We start from the raw sequence: 15621 nt of genomic DNA, 5'->3' as shown, positions 1-15621 counted from the left end.
TCACAACACGACATAAAGAGAGCGGTGCGATGAATAAGTGGGGCGTAGGGTTAACTCTGTTGCTGGCATCCGCCAGCGTTCTGGCAAAAGACATTCAGCTATTAAACGTATCTTATGATCCAACGCGCGAGCTGTACGAACAGTACAACAAAGCGTTCAGCGCGCACTGGAAGCAGGAGACCGGCGACAACGTGGTGATCCGCCAGTCGCACGGCGGCTCCGGCAAGCAGGCGACCTCGGTGATTAACGGTATTGAAGCGGATGTGGTTACGCTGGCGCTGGCCTACGACGTCGACGCGATCGCCGAGCGCGGCCGTATCGATAAAAACTGGCTGAAGCGCCTGCCGGATAACTCCGCGCCCTATACTTCCACCATCGTGTTCCTCGTCCGTAAGGGCAACCCGAAACAGATCCATGACTGGAACGACCTGATCAAACCGGGCGTGTCGGTCATTACCCCGAACCCGAAAAGCTCCGGCGGCGCTCGCTGGAACTACCTGGCGGCCTGGGGCTATGCCCTGCATCAGAACCATGGCGACCAGGCGAAAGCCCAGGAGTTCGTCAAGGCGCTGTATAAAAACGTGGAAGTGCTGGACTCCGGCGCGCGCGGTTCGACCAATACCTTCGTAGAACGCGGGATCGGCGATGTGCTGATCGCCTGGGAAAACGAAGCGCTGCTGGCGACCAACGAACTGGGCAAAGACAAGTTTGAAATCGTGACTCCGAGTGAGTCGATTCTGGCTGAGCCGACCGTTTCGGTGGTCGATAAAGTCGTGGATAAGAAAGGCACCCGCCAGGTGGCGGAAGCGTACCTGAAGTATCTCTACTCGCCGGAAGGCCAGGAGATTGCGGCGAAGAACTTCTACCGTCCGCGCGATCCGAACGTGGCGAAGAAATATGCTAATGAATTCCCGAAACTGAAGCTGTTCACCATCGATCAGGAGTTCGGCGGCTGGACGAAAGCGCAGAAAGCGCACTTCTCCAACGGCGGCACCTTCGACCAGATTAGCCAGCGTTAAACCTCTCCAGCCCCGCTCCGGCGGGGCTTGCTGCCATCGCCCTGCAGCGGCTGTGCTTACGCGGGCCTTCAGTACGTAGCCCGGGTAAGGCGCCAGCCGCCACCCGGGAATCCCTGCTTGCGCTACGCTTAGCAGGGCTACAGTTCTGCGCGGTGCGTAGCCCGGGTAAGGCGCCAGCCGCCACCCGGGAATCTCTGCTTGCGCTACGCTTAGCAGGGCTACAGTTCTGCGCCGTGCGTAGCCCGGGTAAGGCGTCAGCCGCTACCCGGGAATCCCTGCTTGCGCTACGCTTAGCAGGGCTACAGTTTTGCGCCGTACGTAGCCCGGGTACGGCGTCAGCCGCCATCCGGAAAAGCGCCCCGCCCGTCATCTGTTTTCATTTAGTCATCAAATTACGTTACTCTTCCGCTTCAGGCTTAACAGGGAATGAAAATGAGAAGAGTAAGATACTTTTTGCTGGCGCTGCTGGTGGCGATCCTCGCGGCGCTGGCCGGCGGCTACTACTGGCTGCACTCTGGCAACCCGGACGCGTTGCGCAAGATTGTTCTGCAGCAGTGCGTTCCCCATCAGCAACAGCAGCAAAACCCGTCGCCGTGCGCCGAAGTGAACCTCAAGGGCGGCTATGTGCTGTTTAAAGACCGTAACGGCCCGCTGCAGTATTTGCTGATGCCGACCTACCGCATTAACGGCACCGAAAGCCCGCTGCTGTTGGATCCGCTGACGCCCAACTTCTTCTGGCAGGCCTGGCAGGGGCGTGAAATCATGAGCCAGCGCCACGGCGCGCCGGTTCCGGATAACGCGGTATCGCTGGCAATCAACTCGCGCAGCGGACGCACGCAAAACCATTTCCATATTCATATCTCTTGCCTGCGCCCCGATGTGCGCGCGCAGTTAGATAAGGATGCGGCGGCGATCAGCAGCCGCTGGCTGCCGCTACCGGGTGGGCTTGAGGGCCATGAATACCTGGCGCGCCGGGTGACGGAGGCGGAGCTGGCCCAGCGCAGCCCATTCCTGATGCTGGCGGAAGAGGTGCCGGAGGCGCGTCAGCATATGGGACGCTTCGCGCTGGCGATGGCCCAGCAGGGCGACGGCTCGCTGGTGCTGCTGGCGACGGAGCGTAACCTGCTCTCCCTGAACCGGGCCTCGGCGGAAGAGATTCAGGATCATCGCTGCGCCATCCTTAACGCAAACCACTAGTTCTGGCGTTTACCTGTCTTACCTGTCGTCGTATTCTTGCTGAAAAAAACGACAGGAGACAGGCATGTCGCTCTGGCTTACCCACCCGCTGTTCCTCCCTTCACTGATTGTCGGCGTCACCATTGTGCTCTGGGCGACGTCGCTGCTGCCGGAGTTTATCACCGCGCTGCTGTTTTTCGCTGCGGCGATGATGGCGAAAATCGCCCCGCCGGAGGTGATCTTTGGCGGCTTTGCCTCCTCGGCCTTCTGGCTGGTGTTCAGCGGCTTTGTGCTCGGCATCGCGATCCGTAAAACCGGGCTGGCGGACCGGGCGGCGCAGGCGTTGTCTGCGCGGCTAACCGACTCCTGGCCGCGGATGGTCGCCAGCGTGGTACTCCTGAGCTACGCCCTGGCGTTCGTGATGCCTTCCAACATGGGGCGCATCGCGCTGCTGATGCCGATCGTGGCGGCGATGGCCCGCCGGGCGGCCATTGCCGACGGTAGCCGCGGCTGGTTCGGCCTGGCGCTGGCGGTGGGATTCGGCACCTTTCAGCTGTCGGCGACCATTCTGCCCGCCAACGTGCCGAATCTGGTGATGAGCGGCGCGGCGGAAGGCTCGTACGGTATCCACCTGAATTATGTCCCCTATTTACTGCTGCATACGCCGGTGCTTGGCTGGCTGAAAGGGGCGGTGCTGGTGGCGCTAATCTGCTGGCTGTTTCCTGGTAAGCCGCATCCGCCGCGCGACCTGGCGCCGCTGCCGGCGATGAGCCGCGACGAGAAGCGTCTGGCGTGGCTGCTGGCGGTGGTCCTCACGCTGTGGGTGACCGAGAGCTGGCACGGCGTCGGCCCGGCGTGGACCGGCCTGGCGGCGGCGGTGGTAACGCTGCTGCCGCGGGTGGGCTTTATCAGCGGCGAGGAGTTTGCCAGCGGCGTGAATATGCGCACCTGCATCTACGTCGCCGGGATTCTGGGGCTGGCGATCACCGTCACCCAAACCGGGATTGGCGGCGTGGTGGGCAATGCGCTGCTGGAAGTGATGCCCCTGGATAAAGACAATCCTTTCACCAGCTTTCTCGCTCTGACCGGGATAACCAGCGCGCTGAACTTTATTATGACCGCCAACGGCGTGCCGGCGCTCTACACCACCTTTGCCCAGAGCTTTGCCGACGCCACCGGCTTCCCGTTGCTGAGCGTAATTATGATTCAGGTGCTGGGCTATTCCACGCCGCTGCTGCCGTATCAAGCGTCGCCGATCGTGGTCGCGATGGGGTTAGGCAAGGTCCCGGCGAGGGCGGGGATGCTGCTGTGTCTGGCGCTGGCGGCGGTGAGCTATTTGATTTTGCTGCCGCTGGACTACGCCTGGTATCAGCTGTTGGGGAAACTGTAGCGGCAAAAAAAGCCCGGCTTGCGCTGTGCGAAGCCGGGCTTCAGAGAGTTATCAGTCATCCCGGTCGCGTGTCGCCGCCGGGAAAAGCGGATTAGGCTTTTTTCGCCGCTTCTGCAGCTTTCACGATCACCGCGAAAGCGTCTGCTTTCAGGGAAGCGCCGCCAACCAGCGCGCCGTCGATGTCCGGCTGGGTGAACAGCTCTGCTGCGTTGCCAGCGTTAACGGAACCGCCGTACTGGATGATCACTTGCTCAGCGATTTTGGCGTCAGCTTTAGCAATGTGGTCACGGATGAATTTGTGCACCGCCTGAGCCTGAGCCGGGGTCGCGGATTTGCCGGTACCGATAGCCCATACGGGTTCGTAAGCGATAACCACGCCTTCGAAAGCGGCAGCGCCCTGCGTTTTCAGTACCGCGTCGATCTGACGCGCGCAAACTTCTTCCGTTTTGCCCGCTTCGTTTTCCGCTTCGGTTTCACCGATGCACAGTACCGGAGTCAGACCCTGCTCTTTCAGCACGGCGAATTTCTTCGCGATCAGCTCGTCGGATTCTTTGTGGTAGGTACGACGCTCGGAGTGGCCGATGATGATGTACTGCGCGCCGATATCTTTCAGCATTTCGGCGGAGGTTTCACCGGTGAAAGCGCCGGACAGGTTCACGTCAACGTTCTGCGCGCCCAGGTGGATGTGGCTGCCTTCTGCCGCACGCTTAGCCAGGTCCAGATACATTTCCGGCGGGGCGATGGCAACTGCACAGCCGCTTACGCCAGCCAGCTCGGTACGCAGGTTCGCAACCAGTTCGTTTACCATGTGGCGGCTGCCGTTCAGTTTCCAGTTACCCATCACTAAAGGATGTCGCATTTTAATTCTCCACGCTACTTAAGCGAATTAAGGAATATAGCCGCCCCCGAGGGCAGCATGGTCTGTGAAACAGTATAGAGACTCGTCACTGGAAAGGCTTTGCTTTTTGTCATTTATTGTTACCTTCCAGCGTTTCAGATAGCGCCAGCTTAATCGGTTCAATAGCGAAGGTCAGACCCTTTTCGCCATGATCTGCCACCACATAGCGCACGGCGCCCTCGGTGTCGGCGAAGTAGCGTTTGCCTTTGCCGGCGGTCAGCAGTTTCTGCAGTTTTTGCTGGCTCTGCGCCGGGCTAAGGGTGGGCACGAAGGCGCGGATCATGGCGCTCATATACTCCAGCGCTTTGGCCTTCGCCGCTTTTTGCTCCGGCCCCTGGATCGGCAGCCAGGTGATCTGCATGGATTTGATCTTCAGCGTGCCGCGCTCCAGCGCGGTGGAGGCATAGAGATTTTCGTTTATCTTGCTGGCGGCGCGGGTCAGGTTAGCCCGATCGCGGCTGGTTGATATGGAACGGAATTCATTCAGAGGCAGCTTCGGGTTATCGGCGTTAAATTTTTCCCGGAACTGGCTGATCGACAAGTCAAAGCTCGGCGCGCCGGCGAGCAGGTAGGGGGCAGCGGTCGTCGATTCGCTTTCTGCGGACAACGCGTGCGGGCCGACGGCAAGGCCCATCAGCCCACTGAAACACAAGATTGTCCACTTCTTCATGCCCGTCGTTCCTTTTTTTGCCTGCTGACGATTAAATCGGGAAGCGCGGCGCTTGTCAAAAAGTCACGACGCCAGGGTAAACTACGCAGACGATGATGATAAGGAAAAACGCATGACCCTACAGCAGTGGTTATTCTCAATTAAAGGGCGCATTGGCCGCCGCGATTTCTGGATCTGGATTGCCATCTGGCTGGTGACCATGAGCGCTCTGTTCACCCTGGCAGGCAGCAATCTGCTTAATCTGCAAACGGCAGCGTTTATTATCGTCTGCCTGCTGTGGCCGACGGCGGCGGTGGTGGTGAAGCGACTGCACGATCGCGGCAAATCCGGACTGTGGGCGCTGCTGATGATTTTGGCGTGGATGCTGCTGGCGGGGAACTGGGCGATGCTGCCGCAGGTCTGGCAGTGGGGCGTCGGGCGCTTTGTGCCGACGCTGATTATTGTCATGATGCTGATCGACCTGGGGGCGTTTGTCGGCACCCAGGGCGAGAATAAGTTCGGCAAGGAGACCCAGGACGTGCGCTGGAAAGCGGACGCCTGATTACCAGTAATGCTCCGCCGTCATGTGGCCCGGCCGGCGACGCAGATGTTTGGTCATCTGCCGGGTCTCTTTTAACAGCTGTTGGGTATCGCGCACCATCTGCGGGTTGCCGCACAGCATCACATGGCTGGTGTCGTTGGTCATCGGCAGGCCGACCGCCTCCTCCAGCGCCCCGGTTTCAATCAGGAACGGCACCCGGCCGGTCAGCGAGCCTGCCACGGTTTCGCGACTGACCACCGTCTGGATGCGTAATTTGCCGGCGTAGCGCTGCTCAAGCTCGCGCATCAGCGGCAGATAGCTCAGGTCCGCGGCGTAGCGCACGGCATGGACCAGCACCAGATGGTTAAAGCGCTCAAGATCTTTGCCTTCCTGGAGAATCGACAGGTAAGGCCCAAGCGCGGTGCCGGTCGCCAGCATCCACAGGGTATCGCAATTCGGTACTTCCTCGAGGACGAAGAAGCCAGCCGCTTCGCTCACCACCTGGACCTCATCGCCCGGCTTCAGCGCCGCCAGACGCGGGCTCAGTTTGCCTTCCGGGACGGTGACCAGATAGAACTCGAGATCGGGATTGCCGGGAGCGTTGACGTAGGAGTAGGCGCGCTGCACGCGTTCGCCGTCGATTTCCAGCCCGAGCTTGGTAAATTGCCCGGCGGTAAACGGCTGAACCGGCGCCCGCACGTATAAACTGAACAAGGCGTCCGTCCAGTACTCCACTTTTGTCACTTTGCCGCTAACCCAGTCCGCCATCGTCTTCTCCTGTTGCCAAGCGATGCTTTATCTTCGGCCCAGACGGGCAAGATTTCCACCCCGCAGGCGCAAGAAAGCTCTATTGATCAAATATAAACGAAGAACAGGACAACCGCCCGCGGACGGTTGCCTGGAGGAGAGAAAGCGGTATTACAGGATGTGCTGCTGGACGTCCGGATCTTTACGGTCGAGGTAATGAATCGACTGGATCCGACGGATGGTGCGCGACTTGCCGCGGATCAGCAGCGTCTCGGTGGTGGCCATATTGCCCTTACGGGTGATGCCGTCCAGCAGATCGCCTTTGGTGATGCCGGTGGCGGAGAAGACGACGTTATCGCTGCGCGCCATTTCATCAAGGCGCAGCACTTTACCCGCTTCGATGCCCATGGTTTTGCAGCGCGCCAGCTCGTTTTCACCGATGCGACGATTCTCTTCGCTGTCGCCCTTCACGTGGTGACGAGCCAGCAGGCGGCCCTGCATATCGCCGTCGAGCGCGCGGATCACCGCGGCGGAAACCACCCCTTCCGGCGCGCCGCCGATGCCGTACAGCACGTCGACTTCGCTATCCGGCATGCAGGTGAGAATGGAGGCCGCGACGTCGCCATCGGGAATGGCGAACACGCGCACGCCCAGCTGCTGCAGCTGAGCAATCACCGCGTCGTGGCGCGGTTTCGCCAGCACGGTGACGGTCAGCTCGCCCAGCGGCTTGTTCAGCGCGCGGGCGATATTGCGCAGGTTCTCTTCCAGCGGCAGACTGAGGTCGATAGCGCCTTTAGCGCCCGGGCCGACAATCAGCTTTTCCATATACATATCCGGCGCGTTGAGGAAGCAGCCTTTATCGCCGACCGCCATCACCGCCAGGGCGTTAGCCTGGCCCATCGCCGTCATCCGGGTGCCTTCGATGGGATCGACGGCGATATCCACCGCATCGCCCTTGCCGGTGCCCACTTTTTCGCCGATATAGAGCATCGGCGCTTCATCGATTTCGCCCTCGCCGATGACGATGGTGCCGTCGATATTGACGAGGTTAAGCATAATGCGCATGGCGTTCACCGCGGCGCCGTCGGCGGAGTTTTTATCGCCGCGGCCCAGCCATTTATAGCCCGCCAGCGCGGCGGCTTCGGTGACACGCGAAAATTCGATGGCCAGTTCTCGTTTCATAATCCACTCATTGTGTAGAAAAATTGCCCGCAGCGCGGCAAAAGCGCGCTACGCGTTGGAATAGCGTTCGGTTTCCGGCATCCAGCGCTCGATCAGCGCCTGGGCCTGCAGCGGATAGCGTTCATGAATGTGGCGCGCAATGCGCTGAACGTCGGGGATCATCGCCTGATCGCGCAGTAAATCCGCCACTTTAAACTCGGCGTTGCCGGTCTGGCGGGTGCCGAGCAGCTCGCCGGGACCGCGAATTTCAAGGTCTTTCTGCGCGATGACGAAACCGTCGTTGCTGTCGCGTAGCACCTGCAGACGCTTCTGCGCCGTTTTAGAGAGCGGCGATTTATAGAGTAGCACGCAGTGGGAAGCGACCGCGCCGCGCCCGACGCGCCCTCTGAGCTGGTGCAGCTGCGCCAGACCCAGACGTTCCGGGTTTTCGATAATCATCAGGCTCGAGTTCGGCACGTCGACACCGACTTCAATGACCGTCGTGGCTACCAGCAGGTGCATTTCGCCCTGCTTGAAAGCCTGCATCACCGCCTGCTTTTCCGCCGGTTTCATCCGCCCGTGCACCAGACCGATATTCAGCTCCGGCAGCGCCAGCTTGAGCTCCTCCCAGGTGGCTTCCGCCGCCTGGGCCTCCAGCAGATCGGACTCTTCGATGAGGGTACAGACCCAATAGGCCTGGCGGCCTTCGTGGGTGCAGGCGTTGCGCACGCGGTCGATAATATCGCTGCGCCGGGTGTCCGGGATAGCGACGGTGGTCACCGGGGTTCGGCCCGGCGGCAGCTCGTCGATAACCGAGGTATCGAGGTCGGCGTAGGCGGTCATCGCCAGGGTGCGCGGGATCGGCGTGGCGGTCATGATCAGCTGATGCGGATGGAAACCCTGCTGCTGACCTTTCTCCCACAGCGCCAGCCGCTGGTGTACGCCGAAGCGGTGCTGTTCGTCGATAATCACCAGCGCCAGGCCATTAAACTGCACCTGTTCCTGGAAGATGGCGTGGGTGCCGACAATCATCTGCACCTCGCCGCTGGCGATCGCGTCCTGCTGCGCCTGGCGGGCTTTGCCTTTCTGTTTGCCCGCCAGCCAGCCGACTTCAATGCCCAGCGGTGCAAACCAGCTGCGGAAGTTATTGGCGTGCTGCTCGGCGAGCAGTTCGGTGGGCGCCATCAGCGCCACCTGTTTGCCGTGGGCGATAGCGCGCAACGCGGCCAGGGCGGCGACCAGCGTTTTACCGGAGCCGACGTCGCCCTGCACCAGGCGCATCATTGGCACGTCCAGCGCCATATCGCGCTCGATCTCGGCGGTGACCCGCGCCTGCGCGCCGGTGGGCTTAAAGGGCAGGGAGGCCAGCAGCTGATTTTTCAGGGTATCGTTGGCGCCGAGCGGCAGGGCGTGATAGCGCTGGGCGCCTGCCCGCAGCGCCAGCATGCTGAGGTTGTGCGCCAGCAGCTCTTCCAGAATCAGGCGCTGCTGCGCCGGGTGCTTGCCGCTTTCCAGCTCGCTAAGCAATAACGATGGCGGCGGACGATGCAGGGTGCGCAGCGCCTCCGGCAGGCTCATCATCCCCTGCGCCAGCTCCGGCGGCAGGAGTTCGCCGATAGCGCAGGTCTCCAGCAGCTCGAGCGCCTGATCGGTGAGCTTGCGCAGGGTCGCCTGCTTAATGCCCTCGGTAGTCGGATAGACCGGCGTTAGGGTCTCCTGTAGCTCCGGGGTGCTCATATCGCCCTGGACGCGATATTCCGGGTGGATCATTTCGGCGCCGTACTTCCCGCGTTTGGCTTCACCGTAGGCCAGCACGCGTCGACCGGTCGCGAGGCTGTTTTTCATCGCCGCGTTGAAGTTGAAAAAGCGCATGGTGAGGATGCCGGTGCCGTCGCTGATCTGGCAGGTCATCATTCGGCGGCCGCCGAAGGTGATATTGCTGTTGAGCACTTCGCCTTCCACGGTGGCATAAACGCCGGGAAGCAGATCGGCTATCGGGTAAAGATGGGTGCGATCTTCGTAGCGCAAAGGCAGGTGCAGCAGCAGATCCTGTACCGTATGCAGGCCGATCTTCGCCAGCTTGCTGCTCTGCGCAGCCCCGACGCCGGTGAGTGAACTGAGCGGAACGGCATCTAACAGGCGGCCTGACATCGGGTTTACCTCGCAGCCTGCATGGTGGCCCACCACGCGGCATCGGCTTCCACTTCGCCCTGCTCGTTAACGTGGGGGTAAGGCAGCCCTTTTTGTCTCGCGACGCGGGCCAGCACCGGATAGCCGCCTTCAAACAGCAGGCGCTGTTGCTCTTCCGGCGGCAGCATGCTGTTGGCGCGTTGGTACATCCCGGCATTCTGTCGCTGCCGCTGGGCTTCATACAGGATCAGCGCCGAGGCGACGGAGACGTTCAGCGACTGCACCATGCCGATCATCGGGATAATAATGTCCTGATCCGCCAGGGCCAGCGCTTCCTGAGTGATGCCGGTTTTCTCCTGACCCATCAGGATGCAGGTTGGGCGCGTATAGTCGATTTCACGGAAATCGATGGCTTTGTCGGAAAGATGGGTGGCGAGGATTTGCATACCCTGGCCTTTGAGGTGGCCGACGGCATCTGCGATGGTACGGTGGGTTTTCACCTGCACCCAGCTGTTGCTGCCCGCGGCGGCGGAGGCCATGGTGCGCATCCGGCTGCTCGGCCAGACCGCGTGCACCTCGTGTACGCCAACGGCGTCTGCGGTCCGGATGACCGCAGAGACGTTATGGGGCTTATGGACCTGCTCCATGCAGACCGTCAGGTCAGGCTGACGCCTGGCGAGCATCTCGCAGATACGCGCATAACGCTGTGAATTCATTGCACTTAATCCTTCGAATTACCTCTTTAGCCGCTGCGGATCACGCGGCCCATCCCTGGGCCTCGCCCCTGACGGGGGCGCTGCAGGCAGCGTTCAAATCTGCTCCCGGCAGATTTGTCATTCGCTTGCCGCCTTGATGCAATTCGAATGTTTTGTCTAAAAGCTAATTTCGGTTACGGGTGACTTTAATCACGTCCGGCATGACGCGTATTTTGCGCATGATATTCGCCAGATGCACGCGGTCGCGGGCGGTCAGGCGGATAAAGGCGCTGTATACGCGGCCATCTTTCTCTTCCGTATTCAGGCTCTGGATATTGGAAGAGGCGGTGTTGATCGCCGCCGTCAGGTTAGCCAGTGCGCCCTGGTGGTTAAACATATCCACCTTGATCTCCGTAATGAACTCCTGAGCGGTCTCTTTATCCCACTCAACCGCCATAAATTTCTCCGGCTCTTTCTGGTAGCCGCGGATGTTACGACAGGATTCATGATGGATAACCAGCCCTTTGCCGGGACTGACGTGGGCGATAATCGGGTCACCGGGGATCGGGCGACAGCATTTGGCGAAAGTGATCAGCACGCCATCGGCGCCTTTGATCGGCAGATGGCCGTGGTTTGAGGCATTGGCCGGCACCGGCGCCGCAGCGGCTTCGCCCTGCTGCAGGTTTTTCGCCACCACCACGCTCATGGCGTTGCCCAGACCGATCTCCGCCAGCAGATCGTCAAGCGAGGCCAGCTTCATCCGGTCGAGCTCGCGCTGGATATTCTCCGGCGGGATCTCGGCGAGTTTGCGGCTACCGCCCAGCGCGTGGTTGAGCAGACGACGGCCAAGGCTGACCGAGTCATCGCGCTTGAGGTTTTTCAGCAGCTGACGGATCTTGGCGCGCGCCTTCGAGCTGACGACAAAGTTCAGCCAGGCGGCATTCGGACGTGCGCCCGGCGCGGTAATAATTTCGACAGTCTGACCGCTGGAGAGCGGCTGCGACAGCGGATAGGGCTGGCGGTCGACGCGCGCGCCGACGCAGGCATGGCCGATATCGGTATGCACCGCATAGGCGAAGTCCACCGGCGTGGCGCCAGCGGGCAGTTCGACAATGCGCCCTTCCGGGGTGAAAACGTAAATCTCATCGGGGAACAGATCGGATTTAACGCTCTCGATAAATTCAAACGAGCTGCCGGCGCTCTGCTGCAGCTCCAGCAGGCTTTGCATCCAGCGCTGGGCGCGGATTTGCGCGGTGGTGCTGCTTTCGCCGCCGTGCTCTTTATAAGCCCAGTGCGCCGCGACCCCCATCTCCGCCATCTGGTCCATGTCTTCGGTACGAATTTGTACCTCGACCGGGACGCCGTGGGGGCCGATCATCGAGGTATGCAAAGACTGATAGCCGTTCGCTTTCGGAATAGCGATGTAATCTTTGAAACGACCTGGACGCGGTTTATAGAGGCTGTGCATCTGGCCAAGCACGCGGTAGCAGACATCGGCATCATGGACGATAACGCGGAAGGCGTAGATATCCATGATCGAGTGAAAACGCTGCTCTTTAAGCACCATTTTGCAGTAGATCGAGTACAGATGCTTTTCGCGACCGCTAACGCGGCAGGGGATCCCCGCTTCCTGCAAACGCCCTTCGATTTCCGAGAGAATCTTTTGGATCATCTCTTTACGGTTGCCGCGCGCCGCTTTGACCACCTCTTTAATGACGCGGTAGCGGTTCGGGTACAGCGCCTCAAAGCCCAGCTCTTCGAGCTCGGTTTTGATGTGATGGATACCTAAACGGTGCGCCAGCGGGCTGTAGATTTCCAGCGTTTCGCGGGCGATGCGGCGGCGTTTATCCGGGCGTAGCGAGCCCAGGGTACGCATGTTGTGGGTGCGGTCGGCAAGCTTGATGAGGATGACGCGGATGTCCTGCACCATCGCCATGATCATTTTGCGAAAGTTTTCGGCCTGTGCCTCTTTCTTATCGCGGAACTTGAGCTTATCAAGTTTCGATACCCCCTCTACCAGTTCGGCGACGCTTTTACCAAAAAGCTGTTCCATGTCCTGGTAGGTGGCGGGAGTATCTTCAATCACATCATGCAGCAGCGCGGCCATCAGTGTTTCGTAGTCGAGCTTCATCTCGGCCAGAATACAGGCTACCGCGACCGGGTGCGTGATATAAGGTTCACCGCTTGAACGTGTCTGACCCTCGTGAGCGTCACGTGCAACGAGATACGCCTGCCGCAGACGTTTGATCTGGTCTTCCGGCAGGTAGTTTTGAATCAGCTGATTCAGGCTTTCAAACAGATACAAGGGCGACCCGCTGTGTGATTAACGACGACCTTCAGCAATCGCGGTAACGGCTTGTAATTCAGCGGCTTCCTGCTCTTGCTGTTCCTGGCGCTCACGTACGTCGAGGATCTGGTTGTTGATCAGACCTTCTTCGATTTCGCGCAGTGCGATTACGGTGGTTTTATCGTTTTCTTCCGGTACCAGCGGATCCTTTCCGCCTACCTGCATCTGACGAGCGCGACGCGCGGCGACCAGTACCAGGTCAAAACGGTTACCAATTTTCTCTACAGCGTCCTGAACAGTTACGCGTGCCATACTTAAAATGCTCCACAGGTGAAGAAATGACTGGGCATGATACTGAATGTGGGTTCAGTCTGCCAATAGTTTGGTGATTAAAGCGCCATGTCGCTGCTTTTGGCGGCTCATGCGCAGACGTTCAGCGCGGATGATATTTTTCAGGTCGCTCAGGGCGGTGTCAAAATCATCGTTCACAATCAGGTAATCATATTCGGCGTAATGGCTCATTTCCGCAACGGCCTGGGCCATTCGCTTCGCGATCACCTCTTCGCTGTCCTGGCCGCGGCCGCGCAGGCGACGGTCCAGTTCATCTTTTGACGGCGGCAGAATAAAAATGCTGCGTGCGCCAGGCATGCTTTTACGGATCTGCTGCGCGCCCTGCCAGTCGATATCGAGGAAGACATCAACGCCAGTCGCCAGCACCTGCTCGATCGCTTTACGCGACGTGCCGTAATAGTTGCCAAAGACCTCTGCATGTTCCAGAAACGCGTTTTCGCCAATCATCGAGCGGAATTCGTCGTGATTCACGAAGAAATAATGTTCGCCGTGCACTTCACCCGGACGCGGCGCCCGCGTGGTATGGGAAACCGATACCTGGGTGTCATACAACGGTTGGGTTTTTAATAAAGCCTGAATCAGGCTGGATTTACCCGCGCCGCTAGGGGCGGAAACAATATAAAGCGTGCCTTGAGCCATGAGTGTCTTTTGTATGTGGTTATCGAAAGAGGTCCTACATACGAGCCTATTATACACGTCGCCGCGGCGTGACGCAGTCCTTGTCACACTTTTTGCCGCTGTTTCTTTCATTTTGCCTGCCGTTTTCCTGAATTCGCCAGCCGTTGCTGCAACGAGGTGTAAATCCTGGAAGGCGCTTCGCAGGGTGAAAAAGCGCCCGTCGTGGTTTCCGGCATTCTGCCGCAGACTCTCCGCCAGGTGATGAAGGAGGGGACAGCAATGCGTAAAGGAGGAGGGTGGCTGGCGATAGGGATGTTCTCCGCCAGCGCGCTGGCGTCGTGTCCGGACTGGCCGCCGGCCAAAGGCAGACAGGAGATCGCACGTCTACATCAGCAGATTGACGCCTGGAACGAGGCTTACTGGCGACAGGGCGCCAGCGAGGTGAGCGATGACGTTTACGACCAGCTCACCCTGCGCCTGGCGCAGTGGCGGCAATGCTTTCCGGGCGCGACGCCGGAGGATGACGATCTGCCTCCGCCGACCGGCGATACGCGTCATCCGGTCGCCCATACCGGCGTGCGCAAGCTGGCGGATGAGGCCAGCGTGGCCCGCTGGATGAAAAATAAAGCCGACCTGTGGGTACAGCCTAAAGTGGACGGCGTGGCGGTCACCCTGATCTATCGCCAGGGGCATCTGGTTCAGGCTATCAGCCGCGGGGATGGCCTGCGCGGTGAGTTGTGGACCGCCCGAGCGCGGCAGATCCCGGCGCTGGCGAAGCTAACGACCGGCGAACTGGCCAACAGCGTGCTGCAGGGGGAGCTATTTCTGCGTCGGGAGGGGCATATTCAGCAGCAGGCTGGCGGAATGAACGCGCGGGCGAAAGTCGCCGGGTTGATGATGCGGGCTGACGCGGCGGCGGCGCTGCTCAGCCAGCTGGACGTTTTTATCTGGGCCTGGCCAGACGGTCCCTCGGATATGCGCCGTCGGCAGCAGCTGCTGGCGACGGCGGGGTTTGGCTACAGCGGACAATACACCCATTCGGTAACGCGCGTTGAGCAGGTGGCGGAGTGGCGCCAGCGCTGGTATCGCTCGCCGCTCCCCTTCGTCAGCGATGGCGTGATTGTGCGTGAAGGACGCGAACCGTCGGGGCGCGTCTGGTCACCGGGAAGGGGCGAGTGGCTGGCAGCCTGGAAATATCCTCCGGCATCGCGGGTGATGGAGGTACGGGCGATCCATTTCAGTACTGGCCGCAGCGGCAGACTCAACGTAGTGGCTGAGCTTGAGCCCCAGCGGCTGGATGACAAACGCGTGCAGCGGGTTAACGTTGGCTCTGTGAGCCGCTGGCAGGCGCTGGATATTGGGGTTGGCGATCAGCTGCAGATCAGTCTGGCAGGCCAGGGTATTCCACGGATCGACGCTGTTGTCTGGCGGACGGTCGAGCGCCATAAACCGACGCCGCCGGCGGCGAAATTCAATGCGCTAACCTGCTATTTCGCCACCCCCGAGTGCAGCGAACAGTTCCTTTCCCGGCTGGTCTGGTTGTCATCAAAGTCGGCGCTGGATATCGATGGCGTAGGGGAAAGCGTATGGCGCGTTATTCAGCAGCAGCACCCGATAGAGCATCTTTTTTCCTGGCTGGCGCTCACGCCGGAGCAGCTGCAGGCGATGCCGGGGATCTCGGCTGCCCGCGGGCAGCACCTCTGGCATCAGTTTGATCTTATTCGTAAACGGCCTTTTATACGCTGGGTGCTGGCGATGGGGATCCCGGTGCCCCAGGGGGCGCTGGCGCAGCCTGGCAGTGAAAACTGGCGCCTCCTCACGGCAAAGAGTGAAGCGCAATGGCGCACGCTGCCGGGCGTGGGGGCGATCAGAGCCCGACAGTTAGTGGCTTTCCTGCATGACCCTGACGTGGCGGCGCTGGCGCAATGGCTTAGCAGGCAGCGCATCCCCGGGTTTTGA

General features: G+C 60.3%; 14 protein-coding genes. 5 read left to right on the top strand and 9 right to left on the bottom strand.

Annotated elements, in window-relative coordinates; all coding sequences use genetic code 11:
* The first annotated feature begins 29 nt into the window (after positions 1 to 29).
* From ABLV04_RS03175 to ABLV04_RS03165, 3 genes are all read left to right on the top strand, one after another.
* Positions 30 to 1019 carry a sulfate ABC transporter substrate-binding protein gene (locus ABLV04_RS03175; protein WP_023291381.1) on the top strand — a complete coding sequence of 330 codons (990 nt, stop codon included), beginning with the start codon at positions 30 to 32 and terminating at the stop codon, positions 1017 to 1019.
* A 426-nt stretch (positions 1020 to 1445) separates the two neighbouring features.
* Positions 1446 to 2216, top strand: a complete 771-nt coding sequence (locus tag ABLV04_RS03170; protein WP_072096576.1) for a CDP-diacylglycerol diphosphatase — start codon at positions 1446 to 1448, stop codon at positions 2214 to 2216.
* 64 nt (positions 2217 to 2280) lie between these two features.
* Complete coding sequence (locus ABLV04_RS03165) at positions 2281 to 3585, top strand: SLC13 family permease (protein ID WP_165457968.1); 1305 nt, start codon at positions 2281 to 2283, stop codon at positions 3583 to 3585.
* A gap of 91 nt (positions 3586 to 3676) precedes the next feature.
* Here ABLV04_RS03165 and tpiA read toward each other — a convergent pair whose 3' ends face one another.
* A complete protein-coding gene (gene tpiA / locus ABLV04_RS03160) occupies positions 3677 to 4444 on the bottom strand; it encodes a triose-phosphate isomerase (RefSeq protein WP_002922909.1) in 768 nt (255 codons plus the stop codon).
* Positions 4445 to 4553: 109 nt separating this feature from the next.
* Positions 4554 to 5153, bottom strand: coding sequence for a YiiQ family protein (locus ABLV04_RS03155; RefSeq protein WP_023291378.1), 600 nt, complete (start codon positions 5151 to 5153; stop codon positions 4554 to 4556).
* 112 nt (positions 5154 to 5265) lie between these two features.
* On the opposite strand from ABLV04_RS03155, the gene ABLV04_RS03150 reads away from it, so the two are divergent.
* On the top strand, positions 5266 to 5694 hold the full coding sequence (locus tag ABLV04_RS03150) for a DUF805 domain-containing protein (RefSeq protein ID WP_004173894.1): 429 nt from the start codon (positions 5266 to 5268) through the stop codon (positions 5692 to 5694).
* On the opposite strand, the gene fpr is transcribed toward ABLV04_RS03150, so the two are convergent.
* From fpr to gmk, 7 genes are all read right to left on the bottom strand, one after another.
* Entirely contained in the window at positions 5695 to 6441 is a 747-nt protein-coding gene (gene fpr / locus ABLV04_RS03145) for a ferredoxin--NADP(+) reductase (protein ID WP_023291377.1), read from the bottom strand. It lies immediately after the preceding gene.
* A 150-nt stretch (positions 6442 to 6591) separates the two neighbouring features.
* Positions 6592 to 7602 (bottom strand): class II fructose-bisphosphatase, encoded by a 1011-nt coding sequence (gene glpX, locus ABLV04_RS03140; protein ID WP_023291376.1) that lies wholly within the window; start codon positions 7600 to 7602, stop codon positions 6592 to 6594.
* A 48-nt stretch (positions 7603 to 7650) separates the two neighbouring features.
* Positions 7651 to 9732 (bottom strand): ATP-dependent DNA helicase RecG, encoded by a 2082-nt coding sequence (gene recG / locus ABLV04_RS03135; RefSeq protein WP_023291375.1) that lies wholly within the window; start codon positions 9730 to 9732, stop codon positions 7651 to 7653.
* Between the two features lie 5 nt (positions 9733 to 9737).
* Positions 9738 to 10427 carry a tRNA (guanosine(18)-2'-O)-methyltransferase TrmH gene (trmH, locus tag ABLV04_RS03130; RefSeq protein WP_017900060.1) on the bottom strand — a complete coding sequence of 230 codons (690 nt, stop codon included), beginning with the start codon at positions 10425 to 10427 and terminating at the stop codon, positions 9738 to 9740.
* Between the two features lie 163 nt (positions 10428 to 10590).
* Positions 10591 to 12711, bottom strand: a complete 2121-nt coding sequence (spoT, locus tag ABLV04_RS03125) for a bifunctional GTP diphosphokinase/guanosine-3',5'-bis pyrophosphate 3'-pyrophosphohydrolase (RefSeq protein WP_004205080.1) — start codon at positions 12709 to 12711, stop codon at positions 10591 to 10593.
* A gap of 18 nt (positions 12712 to 12729) precedes the next feature.
* Entirely contained in the window at positions 12730 to 13005 is a 276-nt protein-coding gene (gene rpoZ / locus ABLV04_RS03120) for a DNA-directed RNA polymerase subunit omega (RefSeq protein ID WP_000135058.1), read from the bottom strand.
* Between the two features lie 54 nt (positions 13006 to 13059).
* Positions 13060 to 13683: a guanylate kinase gene (gene gmk / locus ABLV04_RS03115; RefSeq protein ID WP_002922664.1), complete on the bottom strand. Its 624-nt coding sequence runs from the start codon at positions 13681 to 13683 to the stop codon at positions 13060 to 13062.
* 258 nt (positions 13684 to 13941) lie between these two features.
* Between gmk and ligB the strand changes: the two genes are divergently transcribed.
* Positions 13942 to 15621 (top strand): NAD-dependent DNA ligase LigB, encoded by a 1680-nt coding sequence (ligB, locus tag ABLV04_RS03110; protein WP_180266192.1) that lies wholly within the window; start codon positions 13942 to 13944, stop codon positions 15619 to 15621.

The sequence above is a fragment of the Klebsiella sp. JN_Kp127 genome (genome assembly GCF_040062505.1).
GTDB classification, from domain to species: Bacteria; Pseudomonadota; Gammaproteobacteria; order Enterobacterales; family Enterobacteriaceae; genus Klebsiella; species Klebsiella quasipneumoniae.
Note: the sequence above shows the minus strand (reverse complement) of the source record. Positions and strands in the feature narration are given on the sequence as shown.

Excerpts from the sequence above, each read along its gene's own strand:
- ABLV04_RS03175 (WP_023291381.1), top strand. The coding sequence starts at position 30 with ATGAATAAGTGGGGCGTAGGGTTAACTCTGTTGCTGGCATCCGCCAGC.
- ABLV04_RS03170 (WP_072096576.1), top strand. The coding sequence starts at position 1,446 with ATGAAAATGAGAAGAGTAAGATACTTTTTGCTGGCGCTGCTGGTGGCG.
- ABLV04_RS03165 (WP_165457968.1), top strand. The coding sequence starts at position 2,281 with ATGTCGCTCTGGCTTACCCACCCGCTGTTCCTCCCTTCACTGATTGTC.
- tpiA (WP_002922909.1), bottom strand. The coding sequence starts at position 4,444 with ATGCGACATCCTTTAGTGATGGGTAACTGGAAACTGAACGGCAGCCGC.
- ABLV04_RS03155 (WP_023291378.1), bottom strand. The coding sequence starts at position 5,153 with ATGAAGAAGTGGACAATCTTGTGTTTCAGTGGGCTGATGGGCCTTGCC.
- ABLV04_RS03150 (WP_004173894.1), top strand. The coding sequence starts at position 5,266 with ATGACCCTACAGCAGTGGTTATTCTCAATTAAAGGGCGCATTGGCCGC.
- fpr (WP_023291377.1), bottom strand. The coding sequence starts at position 6,441 with ATGGCGGACTGGGTTAGCGGCAAAGTGACAAAAGTGGAGTACTGGACG.
- glpX (WP_023291376.1), bottom strand. The coding sequence starts at position 7,602 with ATGAAACGAGAACTGGCCATCGAATTTTCGCGTGTCACCGAAGCCGCC.
- recG (WP_023291375.1), bottom strand. The coding sequence starts at position 9,732 with ATGTCAGGCCGCCTGTTAGATGCCGTTCCGCTCAGTTCACTCACCGGC.
- trmH (WP_017900060.1), bottom strand. The coding sequence starts at position 10,427 with ATGAATTCACAGCGTTATGCGCGTATCTGCGAGATGCTCGCCAGGCGT.
- rpoZ (WP_000135058.1), bottom strand. The coding sequence starts at position 13,005 with ATGGCACGCGTAACTGTTCAGGACGCTGTAGAGAAAATTGGTAACCGT.
- gmk (WP_002922664.1), bottom strand. The coding sequence starts at position 13,683 with ATGGCTCAAGGCACGCTTTATATTGTTTCCGCCCCTAGCGGCGCGGGT.
- ligB (WP_180266192.1), top strand. The coding sequence starts at position 13,942 with ATGCGTAAAGGAGGAGGGTGGCTGGCGATAGGGATGTTCTCCGCCAGC.